This window comes from Actinomadura soli (assembly GCF_005889715.1).
GTDB lineage: Bacteria > Actinomycetota > Actinomycetes > Streptosporangiales > Streptosporangiaceae > Spirillospora > Spirillospora soli.
Map to the genome: position 1 here is coordinate 1 of NZ_VCKW01000198.1, position 16,324 is coordinate 16,324.

General features: G+C 67.1%; 15 protein-coding genes. 7 read left to right on the plus strand and 8 right to left on the minus strand.

Going from position 1 to position 16,324, the window contains the following annotated elements; genetic code table 11:
* On the minus strand, nucleotides 1-3,217 hold a 3,217-nt coding region (locus tag ETD83_RS30015; RefSeq protein WP_138648575.1), incomplete at its 3' end, for an NACHT N-terminal Helical domain 1-containing protein.
* 53 nt (nucleotides 3,218-3,270) lie between these two features.
* Entirely contained in the window at nucleotides 3,271-3,915 is a 645-nt protein-coding gene (locus ETD83_RS30020) for a hypothetical protein (protein ID WP_138648576.1), read from the minus strand.
* Between the two features lie 435 nt (nucleotides 3,916-4,350).
* On the opposite strand from ETD83_RS30020, the gene ETD83_RS30025 reads away from it, so the two are divergent.
* Nucleotides 4,351-5,235, plus strand: a complete 885-nt coding sequence (locus ETD83_RS30025; RefSeq protein ID WP_138648577.1) for a helix-turn-helix domain-containing protein — start codon at nucleotides 4,351-4,353, stop codon at nucleotides 5,233-5,235.
* A gap of 82 nt (nucleotides 5,236-5,317) precedes the next feature.
* Here the strand turns inward: ETD83_RS30025 and ETD83_RS30030 are convergent, their stop codons facing one another.
* Entirely contained in the window at nucleotides 5,318-5,521 is a 204-nt protein-coding gene (locus tag ETD83_RS30030) for a DUF397 domain-containing protein (RefSeq protein ID WP_138648578.1), read from the minus strand.
* A 477-nt stretch (nucleotides 5,522-5,998) separates the two neighbouring features.
* On the opposite strand from ETD83_RS30030, the gene ETD83_RS30035 reads away from it, so the two are divergent.
* Nucleotides 5,999-6,853 (plus strand): SAM-dependent methyltransferase, encoded by an 855-nt coding sequence (locus tag ETD83_RS30035; RefSeq protein WP_138648579.1) that lies wholly within the window; start codon nucleotides 5,999-6,001, stop codon nucleotides 6,851-6,853.
* Nucleotides 6,854-6,921: 68 nt separating this feature from the next.
* A complete protein-coding gene (locus tag ETD83_RS30040; protein ID WP_138648580.1) occupies nucleotides 6,922-7,878 on the plus strand; it encodes a phytanoyl-CoA dioxygenase family protein in 957 nt (318 codons plus the stop codon).
* Nucleotides 7,879-7,915: 37 nt separating this feature from the next.
* On the opposite strand, the gene ETD83_RS30045 is transcribed toward ETD83_RS30040, so the two are convergent.
* Nucleotides 7,916-8,338 carry a hypothetical protein gene (locus ETD83_RS30045; RefSeq protein WP_138648581.1) on the minus strand — a complete coding sequence of 141 codons (423 nt, stop codon included), beginning with the start codon at nucleotides 8,336-8,338 and terminating at the stop codon, nucleotides 7,916-7,918.
* Between the two features lie 8 nt (nucleotides 8,339-8,346).
* Nucleotides 8,347-8,739 carry an ATP-binding protein gene (locus ETD83_RS30050; protein WP_138648582.1) on the minus strand — a complete coding sequence of 131 codons (393 nt, stop codon included), beginning with the start codon at nucleotides 8,737-8,739 and terminating at the stop codon, nucleotides 8,347-8,349.
* A 188-nt stretch (nucleotides 8,740-8,927) separates the two neighbouring features.
* On the opposite strand from ETD83_RS30050, the gene ETD83_RS30055 reads away from it, so the two are divergent.
* The 4 genes from ETD83_RS30055 to ETD83_RS42880 all read left to right on the plus strand — a co-directional run bounded on the left by ETD83_RS30055 (nucleotide 8,928) and on the right by ETD83_RS42880 (nucleotide 11,732).
* Nucleotides 8,928-9,776 carry a helix-turn-helix domain-containing protein gene (locus ETD83_RS30055; RefSeq protein ID WP_171064511.1) on the plus strand — a complete coding sequence of 283 codons (849 nt, stop codon included), beginning with the start codon at nucleotides 8,928-8,930 and terminating at the stop codon, nucleotides 9,774-9,776.
* Nucleotides 9,773-9,988 carry a DUF397 domain-containing protein gene (locus ETD83_RS30060; RefSeq protein ID WP_138648584.1) on the plus strand — a complete coding sequence of 72 codons (216 nt, stop codon included), beginning with the start codon at nucleotides 9,773-9,775 and terminating at the stop codon, nucleotides 9,986-9,988. Before ETD83_RS30055 ends, ETD83_RS30060 begins: the two co-directional genes overlap by 4 nt.
* Before the next feature lie 392 nt (nucleotides 9,989-10,380).
* Nucleotides 10,381-10,914: an RNA polymerase sigma factor gene (locus ETD83_RS30065; protein WP_171064512.1), complete on the plus strand. Its 534-nt coding sequence runs from the start codon at nucleotides 10,381-10,383 to the stop codon at nucleotides 10,912-10,914.
* Nucleotides 10,911-11,732, plus strand: coding sequence for a hypothetical protein (locus ETD83_RS42880; RefSeq protein WP_171064513.1), 822 nt, complete (start codon nucleotides 10,911-10,913; stop codon nucleotides 11,730-11,732). Before ETD83_RS30065 ends, ETD83_RS42880 begins: the two co-directional genes overlap by 4 nt.
* Nucleotides 11,733-11,744: 12 nt before the next feature.
* On the opposite strand, the gene ETD83_RS30075 is transcribed toward ETD83_RS42880, so the two are convergent.
* The 3 genes from ETD83_RS30075 to ETD83_RS30085 form a co-directional block, all read right to left on the minus strand.
* Complete coding sequence (locus ETD83_RS30075) at nucleotides 11,745-12,254, minus strand: anthrone oxygenase family protein (RefSeq protein ID WP_171064514.1); 510 nt, start codon at nucleotides 12,252-12,254, stop codon at nucleotides 11,745-11,747.
* A gap of 122 nt (nucleotides 12,255-12,376) precedes the next feature.
* Nucleotides 12,377-12,727, minus strand: a complete 351-nt coding sequence (locus ETD83_RS30080; RefSeq protein ID WP_138648587.1) for a hypothetical protein — start codon at nucleotides 12,725-12,727, stop codon at nucleotides 12,377-12,379.
* Nucleotides 12,728-12,731: 4 nt separating this feature from the next.
* Nucleotides 12,732-16,324, minus strand: a 3,593-nt coding sequence (locus ETD83_RS30085) for a DUF6531 domain-containing protein (RefSeq protein ID WP_205717962.1), incomplete at its 5' end; no start/stop codon positions are given.

Sequence of the window (16,324 nt, forward strand, 5' to 3'; positions counted from 1 at the left end):
GCCAGGCACCGATGTGGACGGTCAGCCCGGGGTTCCCGGCCAGAGGCGAGAGATCCAGCCCGGGTGCTGCGTCCTCCAGAGCCAACTCCTCCAGATTGGTCAGGGACGCTAGGGGCCGGAGATCGGTGAGGCCGTCGCAGTACATGAGGTACAGGCTTTTCAGTTTCGTGAGGTGCCGCAGCGGATCGAGGTCCTCGATGTGGGTGCCGTACATGTTCAGGACACGGAGTTCGGTCAACGAGGAGATCGGTTCGAAATCGGTTACGTTCCTGCAGCCGTACAGGTAGAGGGCGGTAAGGGGAAGAGTCGTGAGCGGGCGGAGATCTGTCACCCAGTCGCAGGCACCGACGGAGAGGTCCTGGAGATTGGGGGCCGCCTGGCGAACTTCTTCGAGGCCGTCGCCGCTCGTGAGGCGGGAACCGCTGATCCCCAACTCTCGCAACGTGCCACGCGAGCCGAGGGCGTCAAGGCCGGTCAGACGGGCGCAGTCATAAAGCCGCAAGCTGGTCAGCTCGGTCTGGCGTCGCACCGGGGAGTAGTCCACGACCGAGTCGCAGCCGTGCAGCGACAGACGTTCGATTCGAGGCAGGACGTCCAGAAACCCTAGATCGCTGCGCCCGGCGAGTTCGTAGTTGAGGCCACGGAGCTTCGGGAGCGGCGGAAGCGACGCGGGATCCGGCATCTGCTCGTCCGCGCGGAGCCCCAGATGGGTCAGGCTGTTCGCGTGCCGGCCGAGGAAGCCGAAGTCGTGGATCTCGTCCATCAGAACGAACAGCACGCTAAGCGGCGGCACCTTGCCGAGGCACCTCACGTGCTGTTGCGATCGGAGCAGAGTCAGTTCATCACCTGCGGGGATTCGCGTCAGTACTCGCTCTGCGAACTCGTCTGCGTCGAAATAGGCCCACGCCTCGGTCACTTGGCGACGGACACGCCATCGATGGTCGGAGGCATAGCGCCCCAGCACCTCCAAGGCGGCCGGGCCATTGATCAGCCAGGCCACCTGTACCGCCGCCTCGGCGGCTGTCGTGCTCAGGCTTTCCAGACGCTCTGGGAGGTGGGCGAGGACCGGCTCGCCCGCGGTGGCGAGGGACCGGGCCGATGCCTCGTCGCGCGGCGGTATGAGGTCGTCCATGCAACGGCCGAGGTCTTTGCGGAGGTCGTCCGGCACGGAGGGGAGCGTCTCCAGACAGGCGACGGCCACCAGTTTCAGGACGCGGGCACGCCGCCTCTCGGCGCGGGCGCGGGTGAGGATGCCGGTGAGGAGCTCGCGCCTCAGCGGCTCGTTGGCATGTCCGGCGGACATGATGACCGTCTCGCGCCAGGTGTCGCGATGCGCGCTTCGAATGAGCAGGTCCATGTCGCCCAGGTCGGCGGCCTGCTTGGCGGTTAGGTACTCCTGGACGGTCCGGTGCACGAAGTCGATGCGGCCCGGGACCGGCTCACGGAGGATGCCGCTGCGCTGGAGCAACTCGTCCAGGGCCGTATTCGGGGGTACGCCGGCCTGCGGCATGGAGCCAAGCCGGTCGGCGACGAGCCGTTCGACCATCGGCTTGGGCAACTCGACGCGGGCGCTGGTCGAAAGATGCCAGGCGATGTCCTGGAGTATGCGGATCTTCTGGTCGCGTTCGAGGCTGCTGGGGATGCCGCGCTTGGTGTCGCGTGTCTCCAGGAGCATGTCGAGGGCCGCCGCGTAGAGGCCCATGCGGTTGTGGGGGAGCGCTTCGCGATCGAGGTTGAGGGCGCAGAGCATTGCGGCGAGCAGAGGGCTGGACGCGAGCGTCCGAAGGTGAGGAGCCGCCTCCAGTCGTGCCAGCAGGCGCGCCTCGTACGTAGGAAGACGCTCCGGGGGGCATGGCAGGTCAGGGCATTCGCGGACGGCGGTGTGCCAGTTCTGTACGAGCGTCCGCACATCCGCAGGTGCGAGCTGTTCAAGGAAGGCCGTTCCGAAGCCCTCAGCACGCAACCAGTCAGAACCCGCAGCCGCCGGACGGGACGTGACGACTATCCGGATGTCGCGGAACTGGGCGACGATGTCCTTCAGCCAGGATCTGACGACCTGCCGTTGAGCGGTGGCGACCTCGTCCACGCCGTCCACGAGGAGCAGCGCGTGCCCTGATGCCAGGCGCCGGTGCGCCCATCCGCGCGGCATGAGTCCGGCGAGGGCGCCGGTGACGTCGTCGATGAATTCTTCGGGACGCGGTAGCGAACCGCCCGCGTGACTGCGCAGCTTGATGAGGAACGGAACGCAGCCGTTCCAGTCGCTCAATGGCCCGCTGAACGAGCCCCGCGCGGCCGTGATCGCGAGCCAGCGCAGAAGCGTGCTCTTGCCGCCGCCCGCCTCGCCGCGCAGCAGCATCAGACGCTGATCGCGAAGCGCCGCCTCCACCCGCACGGCACTCGGCGTTACCTCGTCTCGCCATTCACTGACGGGAACAGCCTGCGTCCCGGTGGCCCGGCGAGCGCGTTGTTTGCCCTCGTCGGAGACGTTCAGGCTGATGTAGGCGACGCTCAGCGTCGTTTGTGGACGGGTGAACCGCTCGAACCGAACGCCGAACAGTTCGAGCGTGTCGAGAGACTCGCTGATCGATGCCAGATAGCGATGGGTGAACTCGTCATCGTCCGACTGGCCTTCAGGAGCGTCGAGCGTTCGTACAGGCAGCCTTGCGAGGACGGCGCCTACCTGGTCGGACAATCCGCTTAGCCGTCCCAACATCTCGACAGATGCACGCGGGCCGAACTGCGGTAGATGGACGATGATGCGGGCCAGGCAGTCGCAGCACTCGTCCAGGGTGACCTCGTACAGGCGGGCTCCCGCCTCACCCAGTTCGAATTCGGCCTTGCGGACCGACATGCGTGACCTGAGTCCGCGTGCCAGCTTCACTGGGTCGGCGTCGGCGGTGAACAGTGCGTCGTCGGAGAGATCGGCGCCGTCCAGTGTCCGGACGACTTCGTGGAGGGCGGCCTGCCGGTCACCGTCGGTGAGGTCGCGAAATTCGTGTCCGGCGAAGGTGAGAATCCGTTCGGCGACCGAATCGGCGATGCCCTCGAACTGCCGCTGGACGCGTCGCCGCTTGATCTCGTCGGGGAAGCCGGTCTTGATCAGCTCGACCAGGTCCTTACCGGCCGCGTTTCTGGTGGCGTGCCCGGCGAGCCATCGTCCGGCGGCCAACTGCGCGACTGAGCCGCCCACGCGCAGCGCTGCGACCTCGACGGACACGGGACCCCCATTCACCCGGAGGAGCCATTATTGCGAGATTTGGACGCCCACGTTCACGCAACGGCCATAGAGCGGTTTTCCGGTGCGTCCGGAATGGTCGAGGGCACGTGCACGTAACCGGTGCGGCGGCGTCCTCCCACCGAGACGCGCAAGTCGGGGTTGTAGGTGGTGGGGCAGATGCCGTCGTATCCGTGCCGGACGATTCCCCAGTAGATGTCTTCCGACACCACGAGAATGAGCGGGGTCGGGCTGTCTCGCAGGCATTGCTTCAGTTTCGGCGAGTCAAGCAGCCTGCATGCGTGGTCGACCGCTTCCCCGAAGTATCCGTTCTCGTCGCGGTGGACTTCGCCTGCGTGAACGACGGTCCGAAGCCGAAGTCCGCGCCGACGGCGTTCGCCCGCCGGAAGGCCCGTGTTGTACTCCAAGAGCTGTAACGCGAGCTGAGGTACGAGCCTGGAGAGCAACAGCGTCTTGGGCAGTTCGTCAACCGGGCGCATCATGACGAGTACGCCGTCGCCCCGGTCCTCGAACGGGTCGCACCAATGGCCGTCTATCCCGGTGTGGTCCATTGCCACGGCGAGCATGCGGTAGATCTGGGACCGCAGTTCGCGCCTGATCGGGTTCGTCCGCACGGCCGCCGTCGATCCCTCGATGTCGATGGCAAGGATGCTCCTGTGCACTGGCTGGTTGCTGCTCACCGGAGCGACCCCCAATCTGGCCTTTCCGCCGGCATGCCACTGGTGGGGCATGGTCTCGTGACCTCGGAAGGTGGCCCGGCGAACCGTCATTGCCTCGCGGGCCATGCTGACGTACGCCCGATCCGGATGCGGGGTCTCCGAACCGCGTCGAAGATGTGCGGTGATCGACCACTGCTGGGTGGTGGTAACTCCAGTTTGCTCAGCCATTAACGATCTTGCAAGATGCATGGCCAAATGCACAGTCCAAGGAATGGCTTTGTCACCCGGAGGCCAGGATACGGAGAGTCATTCCGGTTCGACCATTTGTCAGCGTGTATCGCCTGGGTGTTGGGGTTCGAACATGTATCTGGTTCGATCGGTGCTGATATCGTAGGCTGGTTGTGCAACTTGCAGAGCAAAAAACTCGTGGCGCCTCGCGTGTGAGGATGACGGACCTTGGAGGTCGTCGTGGCTGCAACCCCCACGGTGCGACGGCTCCGGCTCGGCGCCGAACTGCGGCGTCTCAGGGAGGTTTTCGGGCCGACCGCGGAGGAGGTCGCCTCGCGACTGGAATGGTCCCCGTCGAAACTCTCCCGGATCGAAACGGCGAAGATCGGGGTCCGGGTGTCGGATGTGCGTCTGCTCCTTGAGTTGTACCAGGTGGACGAGGTGCACATGGGAGAGATCCTCGCCCTCGCGCAGTCGGCCACCGAATCCGGCTGGTGGACCCGGTACCGCGACGCGCTGACCGAGAAATTCGCCGCCTACGTGGCGCTGGAGGACGAGGCGAACGCGGCCTTGACGTATGAGACTTACGTTATTCCAGGGCTTTTGCAGTGCGAGGACTACGCCCGTCGCACCATGGAGACCTCCAGGGTCATCGCCGCCTTGTCGCCGCGCGATATAGCGCGTCGGGTGGAGGTGCGGAGACGGCGCCAGGAATTGCTCACGAAGGAGAACCCGCTCGCTCTCTCGGCCATCATGGACGAGTCGGTCCTGCTTCGCGTCGTCGGCAGCAAAGACGTCATGCGAAAACAGTTGAAAGCCCTGGTCGAGCTGTCGGCGCTTCCGAATGTGGAGATCTTCGTGCTCCCATTGGGCGTGCACAGGGAGCCCATTGTCTCGGAGAGTTTCACGCTTCTGGAATTCGCTCCGGCCTACGATGTGAGCTTCCCGGACATCGCGCACATAGAGAATCTGTCGGTTTCCGTGGAAGTGCAGGACGACGGCATTACGCACATGTACCGCAGATCGTGGGAGGCGCTGAGACGGGCAGCGCTGCCGTCCGACGAGTCGATCCGCCGCATCTCAGCGCTCTCCGAACACGCCGCGCCGAGGTGACGATCTGTGCCGTCACCTCGGCGGATGGCTCGCCTGCGGCGCCTCGGGCACGGTCGGCCGGGGTCAGCCGCGGTCGCCCGGGTCAGCCGTGGTCGAGGTCCCCGCCCTTGATCCGCGTGATCAGAGACTCGAAGCCGGGGGTGGAGAAAGCAAGGACGGGACCGTCGGCTTGCACCTGCTTGCTGTCGCGGATCCCGATGGTGTCCGGACGAAGTCGCGCCAACTCCACGCAATCAGATGCGTTCATGCAGTAAGAGCTCTTCTGCCAGCGCGGCCCCATGGACATGCAAATCTCCCTCGGCTTGACTTGAGCCCCCGTTAGTGGTGCGCACCAGCATTTCGATCACCAACCTTCGGTAGGGGGAGCCACGCCGCCGCTTTTTGCGGCCCTAGGCATCGGATTTTCTAGGGGTCAGCCTAAGGAAAAGTGTCGACAGTTGGGCAGGTGGAGACGGTCGCCGTTTGGTTCGCGTCCGATGATGTGCACCCGGTATCCGACTCTGGTCGCCGTTTGCTCCAGTTGGAGAGATTCTCATTCAATGGTCGGCCGAATGACGCCGAAGCCGATGCGGCCGACGCAACCGAAGGCCGCTGAGATCCGTCACCTCGCGCGGCGTTCGGAGGTGCTTCGGCTCGCCGTCTCTCCAGCGGGTGGCTCGATCGTCAGGGGCGGGGGCGCGTCGGGCTTCGGTCGTGGGTTCCTGACACGCCGGGCGACGAAACCGTAGAATCCCGCCTAATCGGACATTTTGAGGAGTCGACGATGCCCTCATCTGGCGGCACGCCCGGCGGCCAGGCCGCGAACCAGCCTTCCGACCTCCCCGAGGACGTGCGGGCGCGGGTGCGGACCGACATCCCCTCACCGGCCCGGACGTGGAACTATTGGCTGGGCGGCAAGGACAACTACGAGATCGACCGGCAGGTCGGCGACGCCACCGCCGCGCTGAACCCCGACCTGATCCCGCTGGCACGGCAGTCCCGCCGGTTCCTGATCCGCGTCGTGAACCACCTGGCGGCCGAGGCGAAGGTCCGCAATTTCCTGGACATCGGCGCCGGGCTGCCCTCCGAGTCCAATACACACGAGATCGCCCAGCGGGCCGCTCCCGAAGCCCGCATCATCTATGTCGACAACGACCCGATGGTCCTCGCGCACGCCCGCGCGTTGATGCGCGGCACCACTCCTGAGGGCGTCACCGAGTACATCGACGCCGACTATCACCGTCCTCAGCAGATCCTCGCGGAGGCCGCCAACATTCTGAACTTCAGCCAGCCGATCGCGGTGATGTTCATGGGCGTGATGGGGTTCTGCCAGGATTACGGGACGGCCCAGCGGATCGTGTCCGAGACGATGGCCGGTGTGCCGTCGGGCAGTTACCTGGTGCTCTGGGATTGCACCGACACGTCCGAGGTCGCCAAGCGCAGCACCGAGAAGTACGCCGAATCCGGGACCCTGCCCTACAACCTGCGCAGCGTCGAGCAACTCGACGGATTCTTCGACGGGCTGGAGAAAGTCGACCCTGGGATGGTCTCCATCTCGCTGTGGCGTCCAGACCGCGCCGAGGGCGAACCCGAACCTATCCACGTCGACGGCTACGGCGCGGTGGCCCGAAAGCCTTAGCCTCAACGCTTGCGCGGACGAAAGAAAATCGGTTGGGCTGCCGGTCGCAGCAGGACGATACTGCGGCCATGGACCTCGACAGGGCTGCTCGGCAATGGCGGCAGGACGGTTTCGTCATCCTGCCCGGCTACCTCTCCGAGGAGACCCTGCGCCCCGCGGTCGCCGAACTGGACCTGTTGTTCCCGTCCGCGCAGGGTTTTCACGACGGAACCGACCCCCGCCGGGACCGATTTCTCGGAGACGAGTTCGCCGGAATCGACAGCTTTCCCTTCGCCGCGACGCAGATCAGCCTCCTTGCGGTGCACGACGACCTGCTCCGATTGGCCACGACGCTCCTAGGCGGCGACGACCTGCGCCTTTACTCCGCCGAGGCGTGGGCCAAATACACCGGAGCGGCCGATTACGACCAGGACCTCCACCGCGACTACCTCAATCACACCGTGCTCGTGCCCAGCACAGCCGCCGAGTTCCGGCAGTTGGAGATGTTCATCTTCCTGGTGGACGTGCCCGAAGATCTGGGGCCGCCGCATCTCGTCCCGAAGACCCACACCGCGAATCTGGACGCCAAACCGAACTGGCTAACCCGGCGGGCCTTGGCCGACCTCGACGAAACCGGGTTCGTCGCCTCAAGCCACTCCCATCTCTATGAACGGGAAGTGTCGGCCGCCGGGCCCGCGGGAACCGTCGTGGCCTTTGAACTCGGCACCTTCCATCGCGGCACGGGACTGACCCGTCCAGGCGGCGCACGCTATTCGATGCACGTCAATTACCGTCGCGCCGCAGCGGAGTGGGGGAATCGCCAAGCGTGGGCCGACCGCAGCCACGAACCGGCCTGGTACCGCTTCGTCGCACACGCCGGCCCACGCCAGCTCGAACTCTTCGGATTCCCGCCGCCCGGCCACCCGTACTGGACGGACGACACCCTCGCCGGAGTCGCGCTCCGCTACCCCGGCCTCGACCTGACCCCTTGGCGCGAAGGCCAAAGCGCCACGCGCCGAGCCGCTACAGATTCAGATTCACGGTGACGTCAGGCAGCGACGCCGAAAACACCGAAGCCGTCACTCAATGGTGCCGCCGAGGTTGAACCACTGGGACCAGCCGTCGCTCGACCGTCACCGGAACTGCTCCAGAGTTGTCGTTCCCGCCGCGGACGAACACGTGCAGCTCGTCCCCGGTGGAGCGCCAGGCCGCACCCGGGCTGGAGGTCAGCCCGCCGCCGAGGTTGACCCAGTCGGACCAGCCTCCGTTGGACGTCCAGTATTTCTGGTAGAGGTTGCTGTTTCCGCCGCGGACGAACACGTCCAGCCGATTCCCGCCGTGCTGCCACGTGACGCCGGGAGTGACGTCCTCGTCGGCCAGCCGGTACGAGCCGGCGGGCGCGGCGCCGGTCGCGGGGAGCGCCGCCGCCTGGGCCGACGTCACGAATTGGGCGGACGCGGCAAGGGCGACGGCTATACAGAACGCGACAACCTGACGAATCGGCATTGTTTTTCTCACCTGCGGACTTCGAACCAGACCGCGTGGCCCTCGCCCCGCCGCTCGACGCCCCAGGACGCGGCCAGGAACGCGACGATGATCAGGCCCCGGCCGCCCTCCGCCATCTCGTCCACCCTGGCCAGGTGCGGGACGGTCTCGGCGCCCCCGTCGTCGATCACCGTGACGCGGACGACCTTCTCCGAATGGCCCACCTCCACCTGAATCTGCCCGTCCCGCCCGGACTCCGTGTACCGCAGCGCGTTTGTGATCAGCTCGCTCATGCAGAGCGACGCGTCGCCCAGCGCCGGGTGCTCGCCCAGCAGATCGTGCAGCCAGCGCCGCGCGTGCCCGGACGCCCGGTCCATCCCGGGCAACAGAAGCGCGTCGAACCTCAAGGTCGGAACCGTCACTACTCCACTCCTTCCGGATCGCTGTGTCCGAAAAGAATGAGCTGGACGCGTCACCTCAAGGGATGCGTTCGCGCGCCTCGTCCCGATGTCCCCGGGCACCAGTGCCCCAGTCACTTTTGACTCAGTCACATTGGCCAACCAGGCCAACAACCTTCACTGATTACGCATCGTCAGGTAATGATTACCCCATGGACAACCCGCAGCGCCCGACCATGCGAAGCCGCAAGCTCGGCACGATGCTGCGCGAGCTGCGGGAGAGCCGTGACCGCACCCTCCAGAAGGCCGCCCGCCTGCTGAGCCGCACCCCGTCCTCCCTCAGCAAGCTCGAAACCGGCAAACGCGGCATCCGCCAGCCCGCCCTGGAGCACATGCTCGACCGCTACGAACTAACCGACCCCGACCGCCGCAAGGCCCTCTACGACCTCGCCCGAGACTCCAAGAAGACGGGCTGGTGGCTCCGCTACGAGGGCAAGCTCGATCCGGCGACGCTCGACTACCTCTCGCTTGAGGCAGAGGCAGCATGTGTGCAGACATTCGAGCTACATCTCGTGCCAGGGCTTCTGCAGAGTGAGAAATACGCCCGCGCGGTCAACGCCTCAACCATCCCGCGGGATGAGCCGCATGACGTGGACGGACTTACCGAAATTCGTATGCGCCGCCAACAGGTTCTGTTCAAGGAAGATCCACTTCAGCTGTGGGCCATCGTGAGCGAGGCGGCGCTCTATCAGCAGCAAGGAGGGGCGGACGTAATGCAAGGGCAACTCAGAAGGTTGATCGAACTCTCGACATTACCGAACGTGACCTTTCAAGTGCTTCCGTTCACGGCCGGATCCCATCCCGGGCACAACGGGTCCTTCACGACCCTGATCACCGACGACCTGTCCGTGGTGCTGGTCGAGAACCTGATCGCAGGTTGGTACCTGGAGGATCTGGAGGAGATTCGCCACTACGGCCTGGTGTTTGACCATCTGAGGGATGCCGCGCTGTCGCCTTCTGATTCCCGCGCGTTGATCGAACGGCTAGTGTCGAATCTATGACGAGTACGCAGTCTCCTATCGCTCATTGGCGCAAGAGCAGCTACAGCGGTGGTGGTGGTTCATCGTGTGTTGAGATCGCAACCTTGGCTAATCGGTTGGTCGGGGTGCGGGACTCCAAGGACCCGGACGGACCGACCCTGTCTTTCGCCCCGACCGCATGGACGTCCCTCCTCACCGACATCAAGGGCGGCTCGCTCGACCTGACCCCCTGACCCGCACGCTCCTAGGGGACGGCTCGTCTGGGCCGTCCCCTTTTTGCTGGCGGACGTTTGGCCTCCCGATCGAAGTCCAGGGAGAGCGGGACGCTGAGAATATCTTGTTCTGCGCTTCCCGTTGATCTTGGTTGTGGCCCTCTTACGGAGGAAGGGCCCGCCACCCGGAGCAACCCCGTGGCCAGGGCGGGCCGGAACGGGAGGACTGCACGGCATGGACCTGCTGATGGCACTGGGGGCGATCGCCCCGGTACTGGCTGCCGTGATCACCGTGGCCGATGCCCGGCTACGGGCCCGCCATGGCCATCGGTCTGCCGCTGGCGATGAGTAGCGATGGCCGCCAGGAGCCCAAGCCCCACCGGGGGCCCGTCCCGGCCAACCGGGGTGGCGGCGTGCCGGCCGAGACCAGGATGGCGTCGATGCGGAATGACTTCCTGGACTTCTTCGACGCCGAGTACCACCTAGTGGTGCGGCTAGTGATGCGTGACGGCGCGGACCTCGCCGACGCGCAGGACGCCGCGCAGCAGGCGTTCTTGCAGGGCTGGCGCAGGGTTGAAGACGGGCGCTGGGAGGAGGTCACCCACCCAGGGGCCTGGATCCGAGAGGTTGCCCTCAACCACCACCGCGCCCAGCACCGCGCCCCACCCCGGGTTTCGCTCGACCCGGACCTCGATGTCCCGGAGTCCGGCCCGGGGCACGCCGAGCTGACCGGCCAGGCCCGCGACGTGGTGGCCCTGCTGCAGCGGTTGGACCACGATTGTCGCGCGGTGATCGCCTTTGACCTGGACGGCATCCCTCCCAGAGCCATCGCCGCCGCGCTGGGCATCTCCGAACAGAAGGTTCGGGACCTGCGGAAGAAGGCCCGCAAACGGCTCAGGGAACACCTGTCCGCACCCGCGCATTGTGAGGGGAGGAGCGAGCAGTGAGATGGCCACCCTGGAGCCAGCCAGACCGTGATGACGAGGCGCTGGACGCCGCCCTGGTCGCCGGCGACGCCGAGCTCCTGAACTACGTGCGCACATACGCTGACCCTGCCCACGCCTTGGCCGCGCTCCTGGCGGAATGTCCCCCGGACAACCAGCCCGACACCATGGCCACCATCGATCCGGCGCTCGCGGGACCAGCACAGCAAATCCAGATTCGCGTCCTCGTCCTCGCCCTCACCCACGCCGTCACCCCCGCCCACGACCTCGCCGACGACCTCGCCCGTGACCTCGCACACGCCCGCGACCTCGCCCGCAGCCACAACCTCGCCCGCACTCTCGCCCACGACCTCGATTTCCTGCTCGGCCTCGGCGGCACCCTCGACCGTACGCTCGCCCGCACCCTCGTCCGCGCCCTCGTCCGAGCGCGCGACCTCGACCACGCCCTCGCCCGCGTCCTCGCTCACAACCGCGACTTCGACCGTGGCCTCAGCCTCGCCCGCGACCACTCCCGCGACCTCGCCCTCAACCTCGCCCTCGACCTTGCCCACGACCTCGACCTTGTCCGCGACCTCGTCCGCGACCTCGAAGATTCTCTGGCAAGCGTGGAGATCGACGCCTCAGGGGCTGATCTGGCCGAGCTGGAACTGGCGGAGTCGAGTCTGACGGAGGTGCTGGCCGGGGTGGTGTGGGACGAGGACACCCGGTGGCCACCGGATCTGCGGGAGTCGATCGCGGCGCGGTCCGAGGAGATCAGGCCGGGCGTCTACCGGGTACGAGGCGGCACCGAGCGTGACCCGCACGAAACCGCCGGGGTGTGACCTGGTGGCGAGTTAGCGCTCTGTTCGGTGGGTGAATCGGCGGTGGACGACGAGGGCCCAGGTTAGGCAGGCGAAGGCGATTATCGAGGTCAGGGCGCGGACGGCGTTCCAGGCGGTCCACTTCGCCTCGTCGAGCTGGGCGCGGGCGGCGGCGAAGTCGGCGTCGGTGGTGAGCGGCCCGGCGTCCATGATCTTCTCGTTCAGCGGGAGGTGGACGCCGTACGTGACGGCGTGCGTCACCAGGTAGAACGCCAGCGCCGCCCCGACCCAGATCAGCGTCCGCCGATGTTCCGCGCGCAGGTGCAGGACGACGGCCAGGCCGATGAACAGCAGCGCTCCCAGGAACTGCACGCCGACGAACAGCGGCTTCTCGATCGCGTCGTTGAGCGCCCGGAAGGCCGTGACGAAGGTGCGGTCGTCGACGTCGCCGAGCCCGGGCATGACCGTAGTCGACCATTCGGTGAAGACGCCCGCCGTCAGCCCGGTCGTGATGGTGGCGAGGATCAGGCTCGCGGTCCTCATGACGCCACCGCTTGTCTGGATTCCTCTGGGTGCTTGAGTAGTCATGAGTTAAGGAAATCGGGCGGCCGCGAGATCAGCCATGGCTGAAAAGCTTGCGCTCATTCGCAATCGTCCAGCGGCGCTCAGGGTTCGAGGGCGATGAGGACGAGGGTGGCCACCCGCAGGACCGCGTCCCAGTCTTCCTGGTCTAGCTCTGGGAAGGCGTCGCGGACGGAATCGGGGATCTCGGTCCCCTCCGCGGCGTTGAGGACGTCGGCCAGGGACGCGTTGGTCGAGTTCAGCGCTAGCGCGGTTGCTGTGCCGCCGCCGTCGCGTTGGAGTGCTTTGAAGACGACGCGTTGGGCTGCGGCTACGTTGTCCTCGGTGTTCGATCCGAAGGCCTGGAGGGCTTCCCGGAAGGTCTCGGTGAGCGCTTCCGGGTCGCCCTGGGCACCGGCGGCCGCCAGGAAATTCCGCTTCGCTTCGCCGGACATCGGCTCACCTCGATCTGGGTCGGATGTCGATCTTGCGGACTCGCTCGTTGAACGCCTCGCGTGCCTCTTCGGGGATCTCGTAGCGGCCGGGCTCGTTCGTCGGTTTGGTCTCGTAGCCCTGGTCCTTGAGCCACTGCCGGGTGCCGGGGTCGGCGTGGATCTCCATGTAGTGCGTGTAGTTCTGCCGCTTGCCGAGCGTCCTCGGGTCGACGGTTCCCTGGTCGCCGATCCATTTCGGCTGGCGCTCGTGGCCGGGCCGGGGCACGAGGCCGTTGGCGTCCCTGGACGCCTCCGCCTCCGCCTTGCTGCCGTACCGCTCGAAGACCTCCGGCGGGCCCTTCGGCCTGAGGCCGAGCGGGTCGACCCAGGACAGCGGGTTGGGGACGTACGAATGCGGGTCGAATCCGCCCGCCAGCCCGATCGGATCGGCGGATCCGTACCGTGCGGTCAGCGGGTCGTAGTAGCGGTGGTGGTTGTAGTTCAGGAGGGTCTCGGCGTCCCGGTACTGCCCGGGGAAGGCCAGGGGGCAGTCGGCGTGTGCCGGGGGATGCGCGTCTCTCGCTCCCCAGAGGGTCGTGGGGGCGCGTCCCGCGACCGCGCCGTCGGCGCCGACGAGTTCTGCGGGCGCGCCGACCAGGTCGGTGACGATGGCGTCGAACCGCTGGTCCATCCAGTTCTGCGGCGCCTCGGCGAGCGGCACCCGCCGCACCTGGGTGACGGGACGGAAGCTGCCCGGCTCGTACTCCCAGGTCGTGCATTCCCTCGTCCACGCCTGGCGCTCGGGCGACCAGAGGGTGTGGACCTGTTCGGCGAGGACGTCGAAGTCCCACATGAAATGGGTCTGTTCGACGCTTTGCCGTCCGTCCGCTGTGAGGCGCTGCTTGGCGATGCGTCGGCCTAAGGCGTCGTAGGTGTAGCGCCAGTGGTGCCCTTCGGGTGTTTCGACTCCGATGAGGTGGTCTTCGGCGTCCCAGTGGAAACGCCATGTGAGCGGCTTGGACGACAGCCGCGCGTGCTGCCGCAGGACCATCCGCCCCTGGGCGTCGTACTCGTAGCGGACGTTGCCCGCCCGCCGGACCAGCGTCCCCGAGTACTCGCGATCACCGACCGCGTCACTCGCGGCTGCGTTCGCCGCGGCTGATGTCGGCCAGGAGGCGTCGGTGACCTGGCCTGATCGGTCGTAGACGTAGCGTTCGGCCCAGCCGTGGCCGGACACGGACGTGACGCGTCCAGTTGTGTCCAACTCGAACCGGCGGTCGCCGGTGAGGCGGTCCGTGATCGCCGTGGGGATGCCGTCAGGCCGGTAGGTGTACGTCCGATGCTGGAGCAGCCGTGCCTTCCCCGCGGACTCCGGGGTCGGGGCGCCCCACAGGGTTTGGGTGCTGAGCTGGTGCGTGGCGTCCCACTGCTGGGCGAGGATCGTGCCGGAGCCGATGCGGCGCTGCACCTCGCGGCCCGCCGCGTCGTACCCGAAACCGATGACCTGGCCGCCGGTCGTCAGGGTGGCGGGCATCCCGGCGGGGTCGTAGGTCCAGGTGCTCTCCGCGCCGGACGGGGTCAGGCGGCGTGTCCGCTGACCCAGGAGGTTGTACTCGGAGATCAGCGCCGCCCCGTTGCAGCGCTCCGCGACGATCCGGCCGACCGGGTCGCGCTCGAAGGACAGCCGTGCGGCGGCGTTGGCCGCTCCGGTGAGGCGTCCCAGCGGGTCGTGCTCGTAGGTGGACACCGCGTCGCCGACCCGCTTCTCGACCACGGTGCCCATCTCGTCCCGGGTGAACGCGATGGTCTGCCCGGTGGCGTTGACCTTGGAGATGAGGCGTCCGGCCATGTCATGGGAGTACGTGACGGTGCGCCCGTTGAAGTCGGTCTCGGTGAGCAGGTTCCCGGCCGCGTCGTATTCGTAGGTCCAGGTCGCGCCTTTCGCGTCCGTGACCTGGGTCAGGCGGTTCTCGGTGTCGTAGCCGAATTCGAGGCGTGCGCCGTCCGGGCCGGTTTCGGCGATCGGTGTCTTGAAGCCCGTGTACTCGGCACGGGTCGTATGTCCGGCCGGGTCGGTGTATTCGAGGAGGTTGCCCTCGGCGTCGTACGACCACTTCTCGTGCGTTCCGTCCGGGAGCTGGCGCCAGGCGGGGCGTCCTTCGACCGTCCAGCCGAACCTGGTGGTGCCGCCGACCGGATCGGTGACCGACGCGATGCGGCCGAACACGTCGTGGGCGAACCTGGTCACGGCGCCCCGCGGATCGGTGACGGCGATCGGGGATCCGAGGGCGTCCACGTCCATCGTGGTGGTCTGCCCCTGCGGATTGGTGATCGCGGTCAGCCGGCCGGACGTGTCATGGGTGTAGGTGACCGCTGCGCCTGCGGGGTCGGTGATGCGCGTCAGGTTTCCGCGGTCGTCGTAGGCGTGGTGCCATATGTGCCCGCCCGCGTCAGTGATCCTTACGGGCAGGTTCAGGTCGTTGTAGACGAACTCCGCCCGCGCGCCGTCCGGACGGAGGATGCCGGTGAGGTTGCCGACCTCGTCGTAGGAGTAGCGGGTGGTGTGCCCGAGCGGGTCGGTGCGGGCGAGTAGGCGGTCGTAGCGGTCCCATTCGGAGCGGGTGGTCGCCCCGAGCGGGTCGGTCTGGGCGATGACCTGCAGGTGGTCGTTGTAGCGGTACGTCGTGGTGTGGCCGAGAGAATCGATCACGAGCGTGGTGCGGTTCTCCGGATCGAACGCGAGGGTGGTGCTCAGCAGGCCGCCAGAGCCCGTGCCCCGGACGGCGCGGCCTTCGGTGTCGTAGTCGTAGCCGTACGAGAAGCCGTTGCGGTCGGTCCAGGAGGTCAGGCGCGCCTTGTCGTCATAGGCGTACCGCAGCGGTGAGCCGGAGGAGTTGATCACCTCGGCGAGTTCGCCGTCGCCGTCGTAGCGGTAGCGGATCAGGGTGATGCCGCCGTCGGTGCCGTCGGCGGTGGTGTCGGTGAGGAGGCGGAGGGCCATCAGGCGGCGTCCCGCGTCCATCCGCTGGGGGTCGTTCTCGGCGGTGTCGACCGCGACCCGGTGGCCGCCGGAATGGCGGATCTCCACCAGCGTGCCGTTCTCGTACCGGAAGTCGATGCGGTCGCCCGAACGGTCGGTGATCGCGGTGACGGGCACGTCCGACCAGCCGTACTCCTCCCCGGGCGAGGGGAAGTGGAGAGTGCGGCCGAGCTGCGGGTCGGTGAGGCGGTAACCGCCGTCCGGCGTGAGGACCAGCGGCCACTGCGGCCCTTCCACCGGCCGGAACTGCACGTTCGGCACCCCCGCGTGGGGGTATTTGAGGGCCATCGCGTCGGCCGAAAGGAAATGGACGCCCGTCGCGTCTATCTCCAGGCGCTGATCCAGCGTGGAGGCCCAGGACGTCCCGAACAGCCGGCCGTCGCGGTAGCTGGAGACATGGGTGCGCTCCAGGACGAGCGGCAAGATCCCGGGCAGGGTCACGTCCGTCTCGGTGAGCAGCACCTCGCCCGTGATCACGTCGATGGGGTCGTGGGTGGTGCTCCGGCCCCCGGGCTGCCTGCCGCCGTGGCGGGGATTCTCCTGCCCCCGGTCCCTCCCGCCGCCCCGCTGCTGGCGTC

Excerpts from the sequence above, each read along its gene's own strand:
- ETD83_RS30045 (WP_138648581.1), bottom strand. The coding sequence starts at position 8,338 with ATGCCGATTCGTCAGGTTGTCGCGTTCTGTATAGCCGTCGCCCTTGCC.
- ETD83_RS30075 (WP_171064514.1), bottom strand. The coding sequence starts at position 12,254 with ATGAGGACCGCGAGCCTGATCCTCGCCACCATCACGACCGGGCTGACG.
- ETD83_RS30080 (WP_138648587.1), bottom strand. The coding sequence starts at position 12,727 with ATGTCCGGCGAAGCGAAGCGGAATTTCCTGGCGGCCGCCGGTGCCCAG.
- ETD83_RS30055 (WP_171064511.1), top strand. The coding sequence starts at position 8,928 with ATGGACAACCCGCAGCGCCCGACCATGCGAAGCCGCAAGCTCGGCACG.
- ETD83_RS30035 (WP_138648579.1), top strand. The coding sequence starts at position 5,999 with ATGCCCTCATCTGGCGGCACGCCCGGCGGCCAGGCCGCGAACCAGCCT.
- ETD83_RS30030 (WP_138648578.1), bottom strand. The coding sequence starts at position 5,521 with ATGTCCATGGGGCCGCGCTGGCAGAAGAGCTCTTACTGCATGAACGCA.
- ETD83_RS30060 (WP_138648584.1), top strand. The coding sequence starts at position 9,773 with ATGACGAGTACGCAGTCTCCTATCGCTCATTGGCGCAAGAGCAGCTAC.
- ETD83_RS30040 (WP_138648580.1), top strand. The coding sequence starts at position 6,922 with ATGGACCTCGACAGGGCTGCTCGGCAATGGCGGCAGGACGGTTTCGTC.